Annotated in this window: 10 protein-coding genes and 1 pseudogene; 5 read left to right on the top strand and 6 right to left on the bottom strand. The window is 36.6% G+C overall.

The window, feature by feature from the left end; translation table 11 throughout:
* Window positions 1-323: 323 nt before the first annotated feature.
* The 3 genes and pseudogenes from JGH11_RS09725 to JGH11_RS09720 all read right to left on the bottom strand — a co-directional run bounded on the left by JGH11_RS09725 (window position 324) and on the right by JGH11_RS09720 (window position 7,230).
* Complete coding sequence (locus JGH11_RS09725) at window positions 324-2,525, bottom strand: glycoside hydrolase family 3 protein (protein ID WP_201111391.1); 2,202 nt, start codon at window positions 2,523-2,525, stop codon at window positions 324-326.
* Window positions 2,526-2,544: 19 nt separating this feature from the next.
* Window positions 2,545-2,769, bottom strand: a pseudogene (locus tag JGH11_RS20545) (glycoside hydrolase family 95-like protein); the annotation flags it as partial.
* A 324-nt stretch (window positions 2,770-3,093) separates the two neighbouring features.
* Window positions 3,094-7,230, bottom strand: coding sequence for a two-component regulator propeller domain-containing protein (locus JGH11_RS09720; protein WP_201111390.1), 4,137 nt, complete (start codon window positions 7,228-7,230; stop codon window positions 3,094-3,096).
* A gap of 207 nt (window positions 7,231-7,437) precedes the next feature.
* Here JGH11_RS09720 and JGH11_RS09715 point away from each other — a divergent pair, with 207 nt between their 5' ends.
* From JGH11_RS09715 to JGH11_RS09695, 5 genes are all read left to right on the top strand, one after another.
* Window positions 7,438-10,269, top strand: a complete 2,832-nt coding sequence (locus JGH11_RS09715) for a TIM-barrel domain-containing protein (RefSeq protein ID WP_201111389.1) — start codon at window positions 7,438-7,440, stop codon at window positions 10,267-10,269.
* A 67-nt stretch (window positions 10,270-10,336) separates the two neighbouring features.
* A complete protein-coding gene (locus tag JGH11_RS09710) occupies window positions 10,337-13,504 on the top strand; it encodes a TonB-dependent receptor (RefSeq protein ID WP_236263942.1) in 3,168 nt (1,055 codons plus the stop codon).
* Window positions 13,505-13,522: 18 nt separating this feature from the next.
* A complete protein-coding gene (locus JGH11_RS09705; RefSeq protein WP_201111387.1) occupies window positions 13,523-15,142 on the top strand; it encodes a RagB/SusD family nutrient uptake outer membrane protein in 1,620 nt (539 codons plus the stop codon).
* 20 nt (window positions 15,143-15,162) lie between these two features.
* The gene (locus tag JGH11_RS09700) at window positions 15,163-16,062 is read left to right on the top strand and encodes a hypothetical protein (protein ID WP_201111386.1); all 900 of its coding nucleotides are present in this window, start codon (window positions 15,163-15,165) and stop codon (window positions 16,060-16,062) included.
* A gap of 94 nt (window positions 16,063-16,156) precedes the next feature.
* On the top strand, window positions 16,157-18,664 hold the full coding sequence (locus tag JGH11_RS09695; protein ID WP_201111385.1) for a sugar-binding domain-containing protein: 2,508 nt from the start codon (window positions 16,157-16,159) through the stop codon (window positions 18,662-18,664).
* A 68-nt stretch (window positions 18,665-18,732) separates the two neighbouring features.
* Here JGH11_RS09695 and JGH11_RS09690 read toward each other — a convergent pair whose 3' ends face one another.
* The 3 genes from JGH11_RS09690 to JGH11_RS09680 form a co-directional block, all read right to left on the bottom strand.
* Window positions 18,733-19,923, bottom strand: coding sequence for an anaerobic sulfatase-maturation protein (locus JGH11_RS09690; protein ID WP_201111384.1), 1,191 nt, complete (start codon window positions 19,921-19,923; stop codon window positions 18,733-18,735).
* 125 nt (window positions 19,924-20,048) lie between these two features.
* Complete coding sequence (locus JGH11_RS09685; RefSeq protein ID WP_201111383.1) at window positions 20,049-20,951, bottom strand: nucleotidyltransferase; 903 nt, start codon at window positions 20,949-20,951, stop codon at window positions 20,049-20,051.
* An 8-nt stretch (window positions 20,952-20,959) separates the two neighbouring features.
* Window positions 20,960-22,006 (bottom strand): glycoside hydrolase family 43 protein, encoded by a 1,047-nt coding sequence (locus tag JGH11_RS09680; RefSeq protein WP_201111382.1) that lies wholly within the window; start codon window positions 22,004-22,006, stop codon window positions 20,960-20,962.
* Window positions 22,007-22,134: the final 128 nt, after the last annotated feature.

Below are 22,134 nucleotides of genomic sequence, written 5' to 3'. Positions count from 1 at the left end.
GTAAAATAATCTAAAAAAAAGAAGTTCACAAAATCTCTTCGTAAACTTCCCTCCCATTTTTGCAAACATTCCAACACAAAATCAATCATAGTTTAAATAGTCAAGAGAGGCTTTATCTGAGGAGGAATCTAGAATCCTCCTCATTTTTACGATATTGCCTCTCTTTGGATAATATCTAGTCATTCTGACACTATCGTGATGTAAAACTATATACAAAACACCACTTATCAATGTCATTTTGACAAAATTAAGGTTAATGATTTGTTACGAATTGATAAATATCGAAAAAAGAAATTTCTCTCATCCCCATTATTTATGAAGAACTACTTTACTTCTAATACTATAGAACTCTTTATATCAGCCGAAGATGTACCACAATGTAATGTAAACTTATCTGATTCTACAACCCAACTATGAGCTTTATCATCAAAAAAGGCTAAATCCCTGACCGGAAGTGTCAATTCTACGGTTTTGCTTTCTCCTGATTTTAAGTAAACCTTTTTAAATGCTTTTAGTTCTTTTGCTGGACGTACCAACGATGGTTTGTTCTGGGATGCATAAAGCTGAACAGACTCAGCTCCGTCTATACCTCCATTATTACTAAGAGTAAAAGATACTTTTATTATATCATCCTTTGAGTATTCTTTTTTATCCGTTGTTATTTTACCATAGTCAAAAGTTGTGTATGACAAACCATATCCAAAAGGGAATAATGCCGGAATCTTTTTTGTATCGTGCCAACGATAACCAACTAAAATATCTTCTTTATAAACTTGCCTGATGCTATCTCCCGGATATGATATTGCTCCAAACGAAATAGCGCCATTATCTTCAAGTTTTCTCGGAATACTAAAAGGTAATTTACCTGAAGGATTTACATCGCCTGAAATAACATTTGCAGTAGCATTTCCTGCTTCGGAGCCAAGATACCATGATTGTATAAGAGCAGGAACCTTATCAAGCCATGGCATAGCAACAGCATTTCCACTTATTAATATAACTCCTGTATTTTTATTTATCTTCAACAAGTCTGCTATTAATTCATTCTGTCCGAAAGGCAGATCATAACTTATGCGGTCGGCTCCTTCACAATCTTGCTGGAAGCTCTTATTCAATCCTCCAATAAAGAGGACAACGTCTGCATCCTTAGCTAAAGCCAAAGCTTCTCTTTTTAATGAATCTGTATTATACGGAGATGGTATGAAATTATCATAAACACTAGGACCTGATCCATATCCCATAGTATAGAAGACTTTATCGGCTCCATATTTAGCTTTCAATCCCTCTAATGGAGAGACTTCTTTTTTCACTTTCAACTCGGAAGATCCCCCTCCTACTGTCAAGGAGCGTGTTGCGTTTTCACCAATAACTACAATCTTTTTGTAACGATCTTTTACAATAGGAAAGAAATTGTTTGTATTCTTCATCAATACGATTCCTTCTTCTGCTATTTTGCGACTAATCTCGGCATGTTCCTGAGTAGCAAAACTTCCAAAAGGACGTTTTCGATCCATATTAGTCCTGAAATTAAGGCGAAGGACTCTACGTACCTTATCATCAAGGGTAGATATTGGCAACTCACCCTTTTCAATCATTTTTAAATACGGTTTAGACAGATAATAATTATCATAAGCAAAGCTTTCTCCCCATGTTAATCCGTTAGTCCATGTTCCCATCTCCACATCAAGGCCATAAAGTGCAGCTTCGCGAGTATCATGGGCACTACCCCAATCTGTAACTACTATTCCATCATATTTCCATTCGCCTTTCAAGATCTGATCGATCAATCTTTCGTGGTGACTACAGTATTGACCCCGGTATTTATTGTACGATCCCATGACAGTCCAGACTCCACCAGCCATCACACCTGCCTTAAATGCAGGTAAATAGATTTCATAAAGCGCCCTATCGCTTATTTCAACATCTATATGACCTCTCCACAACTCTTGATTATTTAATGCAAAATGTTTTAAACATGCCGATACACCGTTCTGCTGAACACCTTTTATATAAGGAACAACCATTTTGGATGCCAGATAAGGATCCTCTCCCATATATTCGAAGTTGCGTCCATTCATAGGCGTACGGTAAATATTTACCCCCGGACCTAAAATTATATCTTTCTTTCTGAAACGGGCTTCCTCTCCTACTGCATTCCCGTATTTCATAGAAAGTTCGGGATTGAAAGTCGCAGCTAGACAAGTCAGGGCCGGAAAAGCTGTACAGGAGTCATTTGTCCATCCGGCATGATTCCACGTATCCCAATCTATTTCCATTCGAACTCCATGCGGCCCATCACTCATCCATATTTCAGGGATACCCAGACGAGGAACCCCCGGCGTACTGAATTTAGACTGAGCGTGTATCATTGCAATCTTCTCTTCAAGAGTAAGTCTTGACAAAGCATCCTCGACACGGACTTCTATCGGTTTACTATCATCTAAATAAAGGGGTATTGGTATATTCTGTGCCTTCATCTGAAGCGCAAATAACCCGATCAATCCATAAAGAATTAATTTTTTCATGTGTTTGTTGTTTATTTATTTAATATAAAATCCTAATCTGAGCTATATCTTGCGTATTCATTACCAATAATAAAAAGCCTCCTTCTATCTTATAATCCTTTACACCCGATACAAGAGTTGTTTCTTCTGGCAATTTTAGTCGAACTGCATTCTTTGTTGTTGCTTTAACTTCAATGTTATTTACTTTTCCATCTTTCCAATCAAAATCAACCTCTGCTCCTCCTCTTGCCTTAAGTCCCTTTACCGAGCCATTCTTCTATCCGGCAGGAACTGATGGATATTGCCACTTATTCTGAGACCCAGCCTTTCCCGATAAGAGTGTTGAAAGCAGACATGAAGCGTAAATAATAAGTCCTTTTTTCATGGTCTATTATATGTATTGACTTTTTTTTATGTAATGTTTTCCGATAGACTATTTAAGTATATCTACAATCCATTAAGGTCAGAGTTTTCTCAACACGAAGTTATGTCTTTACGTCTTTCAGTCCTACTCTATATGTTTACAATAAAGACTCATTTAGGTTCGATAAAGAGGTAGATTTGTTAACATTCAGGGGTTCTTTTGATTTCACACCTCTCCTGAAGCCTTCTTTTTATACTCATTTGGTGTTGTTCCAAATTCTTCCTTAAAATATTTTCTAAAATATTTGGGATCGTTAAATCCAACTTGAAATGCTATTTCATTTACAAACATTTGGCTTTTTTCCAATAAATCTGCAGCACGCTTTAACCGAATAAAACGTATAAATTCGGATGGTGTTTTATCGGTCAAAGCTAATATTTTCTTATAAAAATACACTCGACTCATACCCATCTCTTTACATAAATCCTCAACTAAAAAATCAGCATCACCTATATTTTTCTCTACAATGGTTACTGCCTTTTTGACAAACTTCTCATCCATAGTAGTTATCTCAATATCGCTAAGAGAAACATCTATTTTTTTCTTAAAGCTGCTATGCAAAACCTTCTGTTTCTCTATAATCTTTGCTATTTTTAATCTCAGCATATCTATATTGAACGGTTTAGATATATAATCGTCTGCTCCAGCCTCAATACCTTCATATTTGTTTTCTTCCGATGATCTTGCTGTTAATAATATGATAGGAATGTGAGAGGTTCTAATATCATTTTTCACCTTACGACAAAATTCATATCCATCTATTTTAGGCATCATTACATCGCACAGTATAATATCAGGTAACTGATCTAAAACAATGCTATAGCCTTCTTCACCATCATTGGCTGTAACGATTCTATAATTCTCGACAAAGAGACTTTTTACAAATTCACAAAAATCTTCATTATCATCAACAATAAGAAGCAACGGCAGATTCATTTTCTGTGCATAGACATTCTCTGCATCTCTATTCTCCACTGAAGCTTTTATATTATTACTTTGTCCGGCATGTATTATATCCTGATTACTTAATTCTTTATATGTAGTATTATTAATCGGAATTAATACAGTAAAGACAGACCCTTTACTCAGGCTACTTTCTACCGATATATCGCCATTATGTAATTTCACATATTCACTAACCAAATGCAAGCCCACTCCGGCACCACCCGACTGAGTACTTCTTTCAGTATTTTCGATTCTGAAGAAGCGTTCGAAGATTTTATCTTTGTATTGAGGTTCAATACCAATTCCTGTATCTGAAACTTTAATACATAGTCGCTTGGTCGGTACATTTTCATTATTCTGAAACAATTCACTCACGCTGATACTAACATCGATATGCCCTTCCTCTGTATATTTGAAAGCATTGGATATTAGATTCGATATGATCTTATTCATCTTCTCTTTATCGAATTCCATTTGCAGTTCTTCGAGATAGGTTGTAAATGTTAGCTTGATGGATTTCTCCATCGCTAAAGAAGAAAAAGACTGGCAAATGTCGCGAGTAAATGAGATAACATCACCTCGAGATACATTGAGTACCATTTTATTAAGATCGAACTTTCGGAAATCAAGTATATCATTTACCATACTTAATAAACTAAGTGCATTCTTATACATAATGCTTAATGTTGCCTTTTGATCTTCCGATACCGGAGATTTCAATAACTTTTCAAGAGGTGTCAATATTAGAGTTAATGGTGTTTTAAACTCATGGCTTATATTAGTGAAGAACTTGAATTTAAGTTCATCCACCTCATGTATTTTATTTACTTCTAATATTCTTTGAGCCTGCTCGTATTCTGCTCTTTGCTTATTTAATTTATATTTCAGATACCACCTGATGATGGCAGTAATAACTATGATATAAATAAGATAGGCCCACCAAGAAAGCCAAAATGGAGGGTTAATCGTAATTTTTAATACGATTGGAGTTTCTGCCCATACATTATCATCATTGCTGGCATATACCAAGAGTCGATATGTTCCTGGATTTAGATTAGAATAAGATGCCGCCCCTACACCATCTGTTATCTCTGTCCATTTATTATCGAGCCCATCCAGCATATATCTGTATCTACTCTTTTCGGGATGAATAAGATTTAATGCCGAAAATAAAATAGTGAAGTTGGTTTCTCCATAATTTAAAGTTATTTCCTTCAGATTAGTGATCGATTCTTCTATAATTATCCTACCATCATATTCAATATTAGGTCGTATGATCTGATTCTCTATAAGCAAGTCTGTAAACAAAGGAGCAGGCATGCGTTTATTGAACACTATATCCCTTGGATTAAAGCAAGTATAACCATTTATAGTCCCAACATAGATTAGACCTTCTTTATCTTTGAAAATAGCATTCTGATTACAGGTAGAACTTGGCAAGCCATCTTTAACATCGAATAAAGCAATTGTATAAGCTAAAGTGTTATTCTCAAATTTGCAGTACATACAAGCGAGCCCTTGGCGGGTTCCGACCCATATATTTCCATCATTATCCTCTATTAGAGAAACAACCTCCTCGTTTACAAGTCCATTATTTGCTGTTATCCATGTGATCTGTTTCTTATATGGATTATAAATATTTACTCCTCTGTTAGTAGCTATCCAGAGTAAACCTCTTGAATCTTGAATAAGATTGTTTACGCCAAGATTTGTCAATGAATCTATTAGAGTCTGATCCGAGAAATAATGTGATATTTGTTTTTTATCTTTATCAATAATACTTACACCCTGATCCGTACCCAAATATATATTCTTCAACGGATCTGTATACATAGAAAGAACATAGTCTGATAGCATTCCTACATTATTATCAATATTATAATGAGTGAAAGTTTGTCTCTCAGAGTCTAATTTATCTACTCCACCACCTAATGTTCCGATCCACAAATTATGATCGTTATCCTCGGCCAAGCCATAAACACTCCTGCTAGATAATGAATTCGCATTGTTCTCATTTATTTGATAACGTTTAAAGCCACTTCCATTATATGCATTCAGACCGCCTAAAAAAGTTCCAATCCATAAGATGTTTCTGTGATCTTCGAAAATAGAAGTAATGATATCTGATGAGATACTTGTCGGATCAGACGCATTATTTCTGAATATTCGAGATTCGCCAGTCTTTGTATTATACATTACTAAACCGCGACCATTGGTTCCGATCCACAAATTATTGTTTCCATCTTTATACAAACTATTACAATCAAAGGTTTCAGCATTCTGATTAGAAGTATAATACAAAGGATTCTTCTTAAATTTAAACATATTGGGATGATAGTAAGAAATTCCTTTTTTATATGTTCCAGCCCAGACAACACCGTCTTGATCACAAAACAAACTTATTATAGTATTCTGACTAATAGAGGTTTCATCATATATATTATTTTTCAGTACCGATATGATCTGCTTTTTCTTATCCAAAACATTAATTCCTCCATGGTCTGTTCCTATCCAGATAAAACCATCTTTGTCCTGAATGATGGCTCTCACAAAGCTACTGGACAGAGATGGCTTTGTTCCGGTATCAAGAAATTTCCATTGTTTTTCTTTTATATCATAACATCCCGCACCTTTATCTGCTATTCCGGGATATATCCATAAATCATTATCTGAATCGATAAAAAGAGATTTTATTATTGTAGAACTCTCATCTTTATCTCTAAAATAAGTGTTACATATATCAACAATTCCTATATTCATATTCAAGCGTTCGACAACTCCGTCCTGATGCAAAACCCAAATATAGTTTTCTGATATTTGCATCCCTTTAATTTCAGACAATCTCAAAGTCGTTGAATTATCGGCTTGTTTATACCATGTTATTTCGTGTGTTTGTGCATCATATCTATATATCCCTTTACCCCGATAATAAGCATAAAAGTTTTTTTGATGATCTATTTCTATAATAGTGGGAGAAGCCGGTAGTTTCATTTTAGTAATAAGGGAATCTGTATTAAGGATAAACCTTTCAGATTTCCAATCATATACAGTATAAGAACCTGATAATAACCATAGATTACCATCTACATCTTCCTGTATATCAGTAAATCTATCGGAAGGAATACTTGACGGATCGTTGGGATTATGCTTATATATTTTAAAGTTTATGCCATCATATCTATTTAGTCCAATATTTGTTCCAAACCAAACAAACCCACGACTGTCTTTAAATATGCATTCAATTTGATTGTTTGACAAGCCATTGGCATTACTAAGATGTGAGAACTCAAATTGCTGAGCATGAATTACTGATATAAACAGAAAAAAATACGATAATATATTAATAGTCTTCTTCATCGGCTAGACATTCAAGGTTGTTACAATACAAATGTAAATAAAAACTATGCTATAGACTCTTCTGTTACTAATTTAATCCCCTATTAGAAACATTTAACCCCCTAAGTAAAATCTTTGAGACTTAGTAAATAAACATTTAAGACACAGTATCGGTTTAGATACAATTAACTTTGCATTAACATAATTTAGAACCAATATTTAATTGCCATGAAAAGAAATCATCTCGTATTAATGATCTTATTATCTGCGTTCGTATTCACCGGATGTAAAAGCTCATTCAAAAAGACAGACGATGGGATAGTTATTACCTTAAATAAAGGGGATAAAAAAACAGCAAAAAATATCCGCCTGCAAGTAATAAGCGATGACATTATTCATGTGTCGGCTACACCTGACGACAAATTCCCCAATACAAAGAGTTTAGTGACAACTTATAAGGAAACACAAACATCGGAGTGGAACGTTTCAGAAGAACACGACAATGTAATATTAAAAACAGCCACAACGATAGCTACGATATCCTTGACAACAGGAGAGATTATATTCTCTGACATCAATGGGAAAGTTTTACTCGCTGAGAATAAGGGTGGAGGTAAAATATTTTCGAATATTGAAGTTGAAGGCAAAAAAGCATACACTCTACAACAAATATTCGAATCTCCTGCTGATGAAGCCTTTTACGGTTTAGGACAACATCAAGCAGATGAGTTTAACTACAAAGGCAGAAATGAAGAATTGTTTCAGTATAATACAAAAGTGTCTGTTCCATTTATTATGTCAAGCAAAAATTATGGCATACTATGGGACAATTATTCTCTTACTAGATTTGGAGACCCGCGTCCATATATGAATTTAGATCAATTTAAACTATATGACAAGACCGGAAAAGAAGGAGGTCTTACAGCCACATATATGATTAACGGAGACTCTAAAAATATATTTGCAGAAAGAAGCGAGTCTACCATTGACTATGAGAATCTTGAAACTGTAAAGAACTTTCCCAAAGACTTCCCTTTCCACAATTCGAATATCATATGGGATGGTGAATTGGAAGCTAAAGAAACAGGTAAATACCACTTCATCCTTTACTATGCCGGATATACAACCATATATATGGATGGACAAGTAATTGTGCCTGAAAGATGGCGTACCGCATGGAATCCTAACAGTTATAAATTTACTGTAAATATGAAAGCCGGAGAGAAACGTAAGATCAAACTGAATTGGAAACCCGATGGAGGTATATCATATATAGGCTTAAAAGCTTTAAGTCCTAAGGATACAGAAGAACAGAACAAACTTTCTCTCTGGTCTGAGATGGGTGATCAGATAGACTATTATTTCATACGGGGAAACAATCCTGACGAAGTTATAAAAGGCTATAGAACCGTTACAGGAAAAGCTCAAATAATGCCTAAGTGGGCTATGGGATTCTGGCAAAGTCGTGAACGCTATAAGACCCAAGACGAATTATTAACAGCCCTTAAAGAATATCGCCAGCGGCACATTCCAATAGATAACATTGTTCTAGACTGGTCTTACTGGCCTGAAGATGCTTGGGGTAGCCACGACTTCGATGCTGCACGTTTTCCTGATCCTAAAGGAATGGTCGACAGCGTCCATGCTATGGATGCTAAGATAATGATTTCGGTATGGCCTAAATTTTATTATACAACAGATAATTACAAAGCATTAGATGAAAAAGGATGGATGTACAACCGTGCTGTAAAAGATAGTATTCGTGACTGGATAAGTAGTGGTTACATTGCTGGGTTCTACGATGCATACAGTGAAGGTGCTCGCAAAATGTTTTGGGATCAGATGAATGAAAAATTATATTCGAAAGGTATCGATGCTTGGTGGATGGATGCTTCCGAACCTGATATTCTATCAAATGCAAGCATGCAATACCGGAAAGAGTTGAGTACGCCAACAGCATTGGGCTCATCAACCGAATATTTCAATGCTTATGCTCTGGTCAACGCAATGGCTATATATGATGGACAACGTTCTGTAAATCCCGACAATCGGGTATTTCTTCTTACACGTTCCGGCTTTGCAGGATTACAAAGATATTCGACTGCTACATGGAGTGGAGACATCGGTACTCGGTGGGAAGATATGAAAGCCCAGATATCTGCCGGACTTAACTTTGCTATGTCAGGGATTCCTTACTGGACAATGGATATTGGTGGATTTTGTGTTGAAAAGCGATATGAACAAGCTAAAGAAGGTTCGGAAGATATGAAAGAATGGCGTGAACTGAATACCCGCTGGTTTCAATTCGGCGCATTCTGTCCTCTATTCCGTAGTCATGGCCAATATCCATACCGTGAAATTTATAATCTGGCACCAGAGAATCATCCGGCATATAAAAGTATGGTTTACTACGACAAATTACGCTATCGTATGATGCCATATATTTATTCGTTAGCAGGTATGACACATTTCAATGACTATACTATTATGCGTGCATTAGTTATGGACTTCACAGCCGACTCCAATACATACAACATAAGCGACCAGTATATGTTCGGCCCTAACATAATGGTTTGTCCGGTATATACATATAAAGCAACTTCTCGTGACGTTTACTTTCCTGAAAGTACAAACTGGTATGACTTCGAAACTCAGGAATATATCGCCGGAGGCAAAACGATGAAAGTAGTAGCTCCATACGAGCGGATTCCTTTATACATAAAAGAAGGTGCTATTCTACCTATGGGTGATGATATTCAGCACACAAAAGAACAACAAGCTAATATAACCTTAAAAGTATATACAGGAAAAGATGGAGAGTTCACACTATACGAAGATGAGGGCACTAACTACAATTATGAAAAGGGAGCATACTCCACTATCAAATTCTTATATAATGAAGCAACAAAAACATTGACAATAGAAGAAAGAAAAGGTGAATACTCTGGAATGATAAAAGATAGAACATTCCGCATTGAGTTTATATCAAAAGATAAAAAGAAGAATCAAATATGGGAAGTAAAATATACGGGAGAGCTTGAGAAAATCAAGCTGATATAATCTAAATATTATGGAAACAGATCCAAATTTCAGTACTCATTAAATCACTATCACTATGAATCAAAGAATGAAAAATTTATTCCACTCGGCAAATTGTTCTTGCTTAAGAAGAGTATGTCTGATATTTACTATCAGCCTGATCTTCACAGCAGGACTTTATGCCCAGTCAACACATGAGATTTCGGGAACAGTCATTTCTTTAGGAGAGCCCCTTGCCGGAGCCTCCGTTATTGAAAAAGGAACAACTAACGGAACTCTAACGGATACTGATGGAAAATTCATATTAAATGTAAAAGAAAATACAACATTAGAAGTATCTTATATTGGATTTAAATCAAAGCTTGTTCCAGTAGGCAAGGAAAAGAATCTTACAATTGAACTGGAAGAAGAAATCAACCTATTGAATGAAGTCGTAGCTATTGGATATGGCGTTCAGAAAAAGAAATTGAACACCGGTGCCACATTACAGGTAAAAGGGGATGAATTAGCCAGATTAAACACAACCAGTCCTTTACAGGCTCTACAGGGACAGACACCGGGAGTACAAATATCTTCCACTTCTGGTCAACCCGGGGCAAATATGAAAGTTACTGTACGTGGTTTAGGAACTATAGGAAATTCAGGTCCGCTATATATAATAGATGGAATAGAAGGTGATATCAGTGTATTGAATGCATCTGACATACAATCTATTGATGTACTAAAAGATGCTGCTTCTGCGGCTATCTATGGAGCACAAGCTGCTAATGGAGTTATCCTGGTAACAACAAAGCAAGGAGCCAGAGGTCGTGGACAGGTCTCTTTCGATGCATATTATGGCGTACAGAACGTTGCACGTAAAGCAAAACTATTGAATGCCAATGAATATATGACTATAATGAATGAACAAGCTATTAATTCGGGTTCAGCATTATATGATTTTGGGGCTATGGGAACTTTGGCCGATACAAACTGGGTTGATCAGATGATAAAGGATGATGCTAAAACAGAAAATTATTCACTAAATATAAATGGGGGATCTGAGACATCAATCTATTCAATGACATTGAATTATCTTTCACAAGAAGGGGTTATAGGCGGAAAAGATGTTTCCAATTACCAACGTTATGGATTTAGAATAAATACCGAACACAAATTATATAAGGACGTCTTAAAGGTTGGACAACACTTGAATTTCAATTATATAAAAAGTAATGGTATAAGCGTAGGAAACCAATATAATAATACGCTGCGTGGAGCATTTTCGACCTCTCCTCTTTCTCCGGTATATAGCGACAATAATATATTTGGAAGCCCTTATAATGACACAAGCAATTCACCTTGGTATAAGGGAGACGGAAATCCATATGGATCTATGATGACAAATTCTAACAACAAGAATGACAACCAAAAGCTAATGGCCGATATATATGCGGAATTAGAACCTATACAAAATCTGAAGCTAAGATCTGTATTCGGTATCAATTACTATGCATCAGAGTATCGTGATTATACGCCTTTTTACCAGTTTTCGATATACTCTTACAATAAAGATCATACCACCACTTCACAAAACATGGGTAAGGGACATACCCTTACATGGACTAATACAGCAGGCTATGACTTCAAAGTAGAAGATGATCACTCTTTCAATGCGCTTGTGGGAATGGAAGCTATTCGTTATCAAGGAACTTATTTATCGGCATCCAATTGGAATCTTCTATCTCAATTCAACGATTTCTCGCACGCATACCTCGACAACACAACAGGCCAGGCACATCTGGATAATGATGGAAATATAGTAGAAACCAGATCAGTGGGTGGAAGACCTGAAAATATATACCGCCGGGTTTCGTCCTTTGGCCGTATAGGATATAATTATCAGGAGAAATACATGTTTAATGCCACATTGCGTGCTGATGCTTCTTCTAAATTTGCCAAAGGACACCGATGGGGATATTTCCCTTCATTCTCGGCAGGATGGGTTATCACAAACGAAAAGTTCATGGAAAATATAGTAGATAGTAATTGGATGGATTTCCTTAAGTTCCGCGTAAGTTGGGGACAAGTCGGTAATCAAGATATAGACGATTTCCAATACGCCTCACCGGTTAATACTTCTACTGGTATAACCAGTACTAATCCGGGAGCACATTATGTATTCGGTACAGACAAAACAAATATTCCGGGAGCATATCCAAAACGCTTATCCAATAAGAATCTGAAATGGGAAACATCTGAGCAAACCAACATCGGTATCGATGCCCGCTTTCTAAATGGGCGTCTGGGTATGAATGCTGACTATTATATCAAAACGACAAAAGACTGGTTAATAAAAGCACCAATATTAGCTACAGCAGGAGCTGAAGCTCCATTTATCAATGGCGGAGATGTGAAGAACACAGGGATTGAACTAGCGTTCAACTGGAATGACAACTTTGGAGACTTTAACTATAATATCGGTGTAAATGGATCTTACAATAAAAATGAAGTTGGTAATATACCCACATCAGATCAGACTATACATGGAGATATAGGCATGTTATACGATAACTCCGAAGAGTTTTACAGAGCGAAGGATGGACATGCAATCGGATATTTCTGGGGATATAAAACAGATGGAATTTTCCAAAACGAGGATGAAATAAAAGCATGGAAAGCCGCCGGAAAAGGAATACTTCAGAGTGATGTAAAACCGGGTGATGTAAAATATATTGACTTAAATAATGATGGCAAAATAGACTCGGAAGACAAAACTGATCTTGGAAATGGAATGCCTGATTTCTCTTTCGGTTTTAATATAGGCTTCAATTACAAAAACTTTGATTTCTCTGTCAATGCTAACGGTGTAGCAGGGAATGAAATAGTTCAATCGTATCGTAATCATACTAATAAACAAGCAAATTACACTACTGCTATTCTAAATCGCTGGACAGGAGAAGGCTCCTCAAATAGAATACCTCGTGTAACCGAAACCAATACTAACTGGCAATTCTCAGATTTGTATATCCAAAAAGGAGATTTCTTACGTATAAGTAATATTACATTGGGATATGATTTCGCAAAACTGATCAATTGGAAGAATATCAGCCAATGCCGCCTATATGCGTCTGTGCAAAATGCCTTTACATTTACTAACTATGACGGAATGGATCCGGAAATCGGATATGGTACTGCAGGATGGGTATCAGGTATAGATCTAGGCTATTATCCACGCCCAAGAACATATTTATTGGGAGTAAATCTTAAATTCTAATTATTAAAAGAAATAACTATGAATAAGTTTAAATACAATATATTAATCGCTTTAGGGTTAAGCATAGGCCTATGCTCATGCTCCGATAGTTTCTTAGATGCTGAATCTAAAACGAACCTTACAGATGATGGCTTTTATAAAAACATTGCCGATGCAGAAATGGCACTAATAGGATGCTATGATGGTTTTCAAAGAACTTCATCTAATGGAAATCTGGCATTTTTTGTTACTTCCGAGATACTATCTGACAATTGTTTCGGAGGCACAGGAAACACTGATGGACGGGCTTATCAGGCTTTGGATCGTTTCGATATCTCAGAGTCTCCATCCGATAATAATATGTTTAACGGAACATGGACCGATTATTACGCCGGAATATTCCGTTGTAATACTTTATTAATGAAATTAGATGGTATAGACTTTAGCAGCCAACCATCGGCACGCAACCGAATAGAAGGTGAAACCCGCTTTTTACGTGCTCTTATGTATTTCGATTTAGTTCGTTTATTCGAAAGAGTACCTCTATTAACCGAACCGAGTACAGAAAATCTGCCTCAATCGGAAGCCATCGACACATACAAACTAATAATCAGCGACCTAAAGTTTGCAGCAGATAATATTCCGGCAGATGCTTATCCCAAAGCTCAGGCCAGCAAGAATGATGGACGTGTAACTTGTTTTGCAGCAAAAGCATTACTTGCTCGTGCATACTTATTCTACACAGGATATTATGGAAAAGATGATCTAGGAGTAACTAAAGCAGATGTACTTAAAGGATTAGAAGATATTATAAATAGTAACGAATATGATTTAGTCCCAGAATACAAAAAACTATGGCCTGCTGCAAGTTATACTCCAAATCCAGCAGATAATACTCTCGACAAAAGCGGATATGCCGGAATGGGAAACATCGAAACCATTTTTGCAGAGAAATTCAACAACACACAAGATTATAATGGACATATGGACGGAAACCGTTGGTTAGTAATGCTTGGTATGCGCAACACAAATTGGTCTCCATACGGTAAAGGTTGGGGTGCATGTACTGTCAATCCTAAACTAGTTGCGGCATACGAGAGTTTAGATAAACGACGGATTGCATCAGTTATTGACATCGTGGGAGAAGGTATAGAGAGTACATTCGACAAAAAAGATCAACGTGAATATACAGGTTACACCAACAAAAAGTACACTCCTACTGCTCTGCCTGACGGCACATCTGATACAGGTGGATCTAAGGATTTTCAGATTTCGCAGGATCAGGATTATGTAATAATTCGCTATGCGGATGTTCTATTAATGGCGGCAGAATTAGGTTCATCTAATGCTCAAACATATTTCGATAAAGTAAGAACTCGTGCCGGCTTAAGTTCTAAACCTGTAACTCTGGCTAATATTATGGAAGAACGTCGCTTTGAATTTGCATTCGAAGGTATTAGGTACTGGGATTTACTACGTCAAGGACTTGATGTAGCTGCAACAACAATTGCTCAAACTCAAACTGTGCTTAGTGGGAACGCTTCTGACCAAGTAATAATAAAAGCCGATAACATAAAAAAGACCAGAGGATTTATGCAAATCCCTAATACTCAAATTACCTTATCGAAGGGAGTTCTGATTCAAAATGCAGGTTGGTAATAAATTTAATATAAGACATTATGAAAAATATATATAAACTAAGTTTCATCTTTACAAGTATCATCTTGTTACTGTCGTCTTGCTCTCCGGATGATCCTACATTGGGAAATAAGCTAAGTCAAAACGACCTGAGGTTTGATGTAAAACTTAATCCACAAAACTCAAACCAAATAATACTCACATCTGATAATACTCAGAATACCGTTTATTGGTCATGGGACAACGAAGTTAAGTCTGCAACAGGACACTCAACAAAACATTCGGAAACATTATCTTTCGGCTTTGCCGGCGATTATACTTTTTACTACTCGGTAGTCTCACCTGGAGGATTAACAACGTCCGAAGCCAAAGTGGTTAATATACCTACTTATGATCTTAAGTACATGGATAACATTTTATGGACATATTTGACCGGGGGGCCGGGTAAAGAGAAAACTTGGTTATTGGATCTTGATAAAAACGGTAAATCAGTTTATTTCACAGGACCCTTATATTTCTATGGTACTAACGATAGTTGGTTATCCATTACTGAAGGACAAAGTGTTGGAGGCGATTCATGGAACTGGAATCCCGATTATCCGGGAAATAGTTGGCTAATGCCTGCCATTGACTATGGATCAATAACATTTGGTGCTATCACCGGGCATACTTTAGTCGCAAATAAAGTAGCTGAAAAGGTTGAACAAAACGGTAGCTATTGGTTCGATGTAGACAATCATACTCTAACTACAGCCAAAGCTACAATACTAAGAGATGTAAATCGTATCCCTATTGTATCTAAATGGGAACAAATGAAGGTTATGTCACTTACCGAAAACAGTATGCAATTAGGTGTTTTGAGAGACAGTGATCCAAACGAAGGACCATGCCTTCTGGTATATAATTTCGTATCAAAAGACTATTACGATTCTCATAAATAAATGAAGTAAGAAAGGATACCGAATATAGCTTTAAGTCTGTAACATATTCTCTTGCATTCGGTATCCTCTTTACTATAATATCTAGATATAGATAATGAAAACACTATATATAACTATTCTCACAAGCTTACTCCTCGTATATTGCTCCAGCCCTAATAATAAAACAAGAGAAAAAGTGGATTTTACTCAAGAATGGAAATTCCACCTTGGAGACGATTCTTCGGCATATAACGTCCAGTATGATGATATCCAGTGGCGAGTATTGAATCTACCCCACGATTGGAGTATCGAAGCTGACTTCTCGGAAGAAAGCCCAGCAACTCCCGGAGGAGGGGCCTTACCCGGAGGAATAGGGTGGTATCGTAAAGAGTTTTCCGTCGATAAATCCGAAGGAAACAAGAATATCTATATCGATTTTGATGGTATTTATTGGAATAGCAAAGTATGGATCAATGGCCACTTACTCGGCGAACGGCCTAACGGCTATGTATCATTTCGCTACGATCTCACTCCATATGTAAGAATTGGAGAAAAGAATATTATTGCTGTAAGAGTAGATAACTCTCAGCAACCTAACTCTCGTTGGTACACAGGTTCAGGTATATATCGTAATGTATGGTTAGTTAAAGTAAATCCTATACATGTAGATCATTGGGGTACATACATCACAACCCCCGAAGTATCTGCTGAAAATGCTAATATTAGAATAACGACCAATATTCGCAATACAGAGGATACCAACCAGAAAACGGTTTTATATTCTATCCTTGTAGATGCAGAGGGAAAGGAAGTTGCTCAAACAAATAGTGAAATAGAGATTACTGCAAAAGGAACAACTGAAACAGAACAATCAATAAGTATCAATAGTCCTAATCTTTGGTCTATAGAAAGTCCCTATCTATATAAGATTGTTACAAAGCTTAAACAAGGCAATAAGACGATAGATGAATATGAAACTTCTTTTGGTATCCGATATTTTACATTCGATTCCGGAAAAGGCTTTTTCTTAAATGGTAAACCCGTAAAAATAAAAGGTGTGTGCCAGCATCACGATTTAGGATGTCTGGGTACAGCTGTTAATACTCGTGCCATAGAACGCCAACTAGAGATTCTGAAAGATATGGGTTGCAATGGAATTCGTACAGCACATAACCCTCCTGCTCCCGAGCTGCTTGATCTATGCGATAAGATGGGTTTTATAGTTATGGACGAAGCCTTCGATATGTGGCACAAAAAGAAATCTCCATATGATTATGCGCAATACTTCTCGGAATGGCACGAAAAAGATTTGACAGATATAATCCTCCGAGACCGTAATCATCCTTCCATATTTATGTGGAGCATTGGCAATGAAATACTGGAGCAATGGACTCATATAAATACAGACACTTTAGACTTACAGCAAGCCAACTTAATGTTCAACTTTGCCAATACACTGAACAAGAAAGATATAAACTCGAAAGAGCTACATGTAAATTCTTTGCTCACAATCAAGCTAGCCGACATAACAAAGAGATTAGACCCTAGCCGTGCTATATCTACCGGCAATAATGAAACTGAACCCCACAACCACCTACTTAAACCAATGGTGATGGATGTTATAGGCTTCAACTATCATATTTACAACTGGGGCGATACTTTCTTAAAGAAATTTCCCAACCAAAAGCTAATTATTACAGAATCAACATCCTCGCTAATGTCTCGGGGCTATTATGAAATGCCTTCAGATCATATATTTATACGACCTGAGAAATGGGATAAACCTTTCTTTAAAGAAGGTAATCAATGTTCGTCGTACGACAACAGTCACGCTCCTTGGGGGTCCACACATGAAGATGCATGGAAGGCAGTAAAGAATAATGATCATATTTCGGGACTATATGTATGGACTGGATTCGATTATTTAGGTGAGCCTACTCCATTTTGGTGGCCTTCACGCAGTTCATACTTTGGTATAATAGATTTAGCCGGATTCCCTAAAGACATATATTATATGTACAAGAGCGAATGGCAAGACAAAGACGTCCTTCATATTTTCCCCCACTGGAATTGGAAAGAAGGGCAAGAGGTCGATATATGGGCTTATTACAACAATGCAGATACAGTCGAACTATTCCTAAATGGAGAATCACTGGGAAAGAAGACTAAGAAGGAGAACGAATACCATGTATTCTGGCGTGTACCATTCAAAGCTGGAGTAATTAGAGCTATTTCATATAAGAATGGAAAAGAAGTTCTTTCTAAAGAAATTAAGACTGTAGGAACACCAGTTTCACTACTGCTTACGGCAGACAGAGCATATATTAAATCAGATGGGAAAGACCTTTCTTTTATCACGGTTGAAGCATTGGATAGTGAAGGAAATATCGTTCCAATAGCAGACAACCTGATTGATTTCACTATTGAAGGAAATGGAATTATTGCAGGTACAGATAATGGAAATCCTACAGATCATAACTCTCTGAAAAGGCCTTCACGAAAGCTCTTCAATGGCAAAGCCATTGCAGTTGTTCAATCCGGAAAGAAAGGAGGAAAGATAACTCTTAAAGCTAAATCGGCAGGATTAAAAGATACCTCGATAGAAATCGACACATTTAATTGAAGATTGATATCCCAATATCCTTCTTCTGCTGATTAACAGAAGAAGGATGTTTTTATCGGGAAAGTATATTATTTCAGTACACCATTGCGAATAGCCTCCATCACATTTGACGGAGGACGTTTATTATCCAACTCATCTTTCATAAAATTCATATATGGTGCGACATGTTTAAAGAACTTATAGTATCCCTCACACAAATAATTTAAGCCATCTTCTCCCGATGCTGTTTTTATAATCCGATTCTTAGGGCACTCCCCATAGCAGGCAAATAGGTAATCACATTCTTTACATTGTTTCGGAAGCTTATCAAACTTATTATTACCAAAGTTTAGCTGTTTATCAGAATACATCATCTCTGTTAGAGTCTGAGTATGAATATTACCTATTTTATATTCAGGATAAACAAAATGATCACAGGCATATACATCTCCGTTGAATTCCATAACCCCTGCATGTCCACACGTTTTAGCCAAAGTACAAATACCTGGTTGCACTCCCACCCAATTGGCCAAAGTAGAATCGAAATACTGGATATAGTATTCACCCACATCCTGTTTTACCCATTCATCAAAAATCGCAATCAAAAAATTGCCCCATTTTCCAGAGGGGACACACCATGGAGTAATTGCACCATCCACCTGTTCTACAATTGGAGCAAATTGGATATATCTACAATCGATACTTTTAAAGAAATTATAAAATTCAAGGGGGTAGTTCACGTTATAATCATTAACTACTCCCATTATATTAAATTCTACATTGTGTTTTTTCAATAGAGAAAGCCCTTTCATTACATTATAGAAAGAAGGACGATTATCTCTTGTCTTGCGATATACATCATGACAATGTTGAGGTCCATCTACCGAAATACCGACCAGAAAATTATTATCCTTGAAGAATTTACACCAATCATCGGTAAGAAGTGTTCCATTTGTTTGAATACAATTATCAATATGTCTTCCACGCCCATATTTCCGCTGAAGGTTCAAAGCCTTTTCATAAAAACTTTTGTTACGCATCAATGTTTCTCCGCCATGCCATGTAAAGAGAACTTGTTCCATCGTTTGAGAATTCAAGTATTGCTCAATAAAACGTTCCAAAATCTCATCACTCATAACATAGTCCTTTACTTGAGGATACAGGCCTTTTTTTTCTAAATAATAGCAATATTTACATCTCAAATTACAAACCGCACCTATCGGTTTCAACATAACATATAAGGGCCGGGCAAAAGGAGATATATGTGTAGACAATAACATTTTATCGGTATTAAAGCTAAAGTACGACAAGGCTAGTATATATATCAGTACTTAAATGAAAAGGTACTTAAAAGTATATGCGATAATCAATTAGTTACTTTTAAGCACCCTGTTTTATTCTTTATCTAAAATAGCTTCTCAGGATATTTTCCATCTTCCACTAATTCTTCTATTCGATGTACTACTTCCGGACGGTCTTTCGCATAGGTTACCCCAAACCAGACAGATGGAGTATTTATCAATTTTACTTTTATTTCACCTTTCTCCACAAGATCATTAACCACGGTCGGAATTAAAAATTCAGCTTTCGGATTATCTTTATTAACTTTTAAAAACTCAACAAAACTCTTTTCTGACAGGTCGAAATAATCGGGTGTAAAGCCCCACATATTCATCGAAACAGGAGTCGTGTCCGTTAATTTCTTCCATGTTCCATCTTCATCTTTAAAACATGGCACCCCATCGATGCGTTCGATCTGTGTACGCTCCACTATTTTTGTCAAATAGTTTTCGTTATCAACCTCACAGACTCCACGTGCAACAGTACCACTTTCAGACAAGGTATTACCCAACAAGTAGCCTAACATACAGTACTGATGTTCCTTCCCTGACATTGTACTCAGCATACCTGCAAGTATCTGAAAACTTTCTCGACCATAGAAATCATCGGCATTGATTATTCCAAAAGGCTCTTTTATTACACCTTCACCCATCAATAAAGCATGATTTGTACCCCAAGGTTTTTCACGGTCTGGATTCAGAGTATAACCTTCAGGTAAACAATCAAGTTCCTGAAAAACAACTTCTACCTGAATCTTATCCTCATATTTTGATATGACTTTTTCCCTGAATTCTTTCTCAAAAGAATGCCTGATAACAAACACAATCTTACCAAACCCTGCGTGTATGGCATCATAGACTGAATAATCCATGATTGTTTCCCCACTAGGACCCAACCCGTCAAGTTGTTTAAGACCACCATAACGGCTACCCATACCCGCTGCCAAAATAAACAAAGTCGGTTTCATATTTTATCTTATTTAAATGTTTTTTCCAAATCCCATTCCGATTGCCAGGAAATATCAATGTCTCCATTGTCCTTAAAAGTGATAGGCAACCAAATATAGCGAGAATTTATCAAATCTGTCTTATTCCACTTATCAAACATAGCAATATAAGCATCTTTCTTTCCGGCTACTGGTATTACAAACGTACTTTGTGCATAAAAAGTTTTATCCGCATCTGTTCCACTGCACGGATTCCCTTTTACAGTCCATGTGCCCATGATGGAATCGGCAATGGCATACTCAGCCACATTAGGATCCCAACCAGTACAACCCGAAGAAAGAATATAATATTTGCCCTCCCTTTTAAAAACAGCTGGGGCTTCACGCGACTGATCGATAAAATTGCGAGTAAAATTGCCTGTCGGTTTTAGATAATCGTCTGTAAGCTCACTTATATACAAGGTTCTGTTTTCCTCTGATGAATAGAAGTGATATGCCTTACCATCGTCATCTTTAAACAAGGTCATATCGCGGCTCATGACATTGTTAGGCCTCATAGAACCCAAATACTCAAAATCCCCTGCAGGTAAGTCGCAAACGGCAACTCCGGCAGTAGCTTTGGCATAATCGTGACTATCTACATGCAACCACATTACAAACTTCTTAGTATTATCATTGTAAATAACCTTAGGTCGCTCTAATACATTGGATGGATGAAGGTCTGACTGCAGATCATTCACATCGGGCTTTAACACAACTCCCTCAAATTTCCAGTTAATTAAATCCTTTGATGAATAACATGACACTCCTCCTGCTTCGGTACGATAACATTCCCAACTTGGAACTTTTGGATTCCAATAAGTGGAATCACCTTTATACTCTCCGTACCAATAATACGTTCCTTCATGATAAAGAATTCCTCCACCATGTGCATTAATTCGGTTACCATCGGTATCCAACCATTCAACCCCTGAACTAATATTCTGACTATCAATATTCTCATTTTGTGTTTTCTTTTGTACGCAACTACAAATTAGAAAACATAAAGACAAACTAAAAAGAATATACTTTTTCATATTAATTATATTTTTCATTTATATCTATCAGACTAATTTTAACTAAAAGGTGACAAAAGTTACAAGTTTTCCGTCTATTTTAGATTTGTCACTTTCTGATCCATATTAAATTATACAACATCCTATTC

The sequence above is a fragment of the Dysgonomonas sp. Marseille-P4677 genome (assembly GCF_016652235.1).
Classification (GTDB): Bacteria; Bacteroidota; Bacteroidia; order Bacteroidales; family Dysgonomonadaceae; genus Dysgonomonas.
The sequence above is the reverse complement of the archived record's forward strand: the minus strand, read 5'-3'. Positions and strand labels throughout refer to the sequence as shown.

What these genes read in the sequence shown, in the direction of transcription:
- JGH11_RS09725 (WP_201111391.1), bottom strand. Translation starts at nt 2,525, where the DNA reads ATGAAAAAATTAATTCTTTATGGATTGATCGGGTTATTTGCGCTTCAG.
- JGH11_RS09720 (WP_201111390.1), bottom strand. Translation starts at nt 7,230, where the DNA reads ATGAAGAAGACTATTAATATATTATCGTATTTTTTTCTGTTTATATCA.
- JGH11_RS09715 (WP_201111389.1), top strand. Translation starts at nt 7,438, where the DNA reads ATGAAAAGAAATCATCTCGTATTAATGATCTTATTATCTGCGTTCGTA.
- JGH11_RS09710 (WP_236263942.1), top strand. Translation starts at nt 10,337, where the DNA reads ATGAAAAATTTATTCCACTCGGCAAATTGTTCTTGCTTAAGAAGAGTA.
- JGH11_RS09705 (WP_201111387.1), top strand. Translation starts at nt 13,523, where the DNA reads ATGAATAAGTTTAAATACAATATATTAATCGCTTTAGGGTTAAGCATA.
- JGH11_RS09700 (WP_201111386.1), top strand. Translation starts at nt 15,163, where the DNA reads ATGAAAAATATATATAAACTAAGTTTCATCTTTACAAGTATCATCTTG.
- JGH11_RS09695 (WP_201111385.1), top strand. Translation starts at nt 16,157, where the DNA reads ATGAAAACACTATATATAACTATTCTCACAAGCTTACTCCTCGTATAT.
- JGH11_RS09690 (WP_201111384.1), bottom strand. Translation starts at nt 19,923, where the DNA reads ATGTTATTGTCTACACATATATCTCCTTTTGCCCGGCCCTTATATGTT.
- JGH11_RS09685 (WP_201111383.1), bottom strand. Translation starts at nt 20,951, where the DNA reads ATGAAACCGACTTTGTTTATTTTGGCAGCGGGTATGGGTAGCCGTTAT.
- JGH11_RS09680 (WP_201111382.1), bottom strand. Translation starts at nt 22,006, where the DNA reads ATGAAAAAGTATATTCTTTTTAGTTTGTCTTTATGTTTTCTAATTTGT.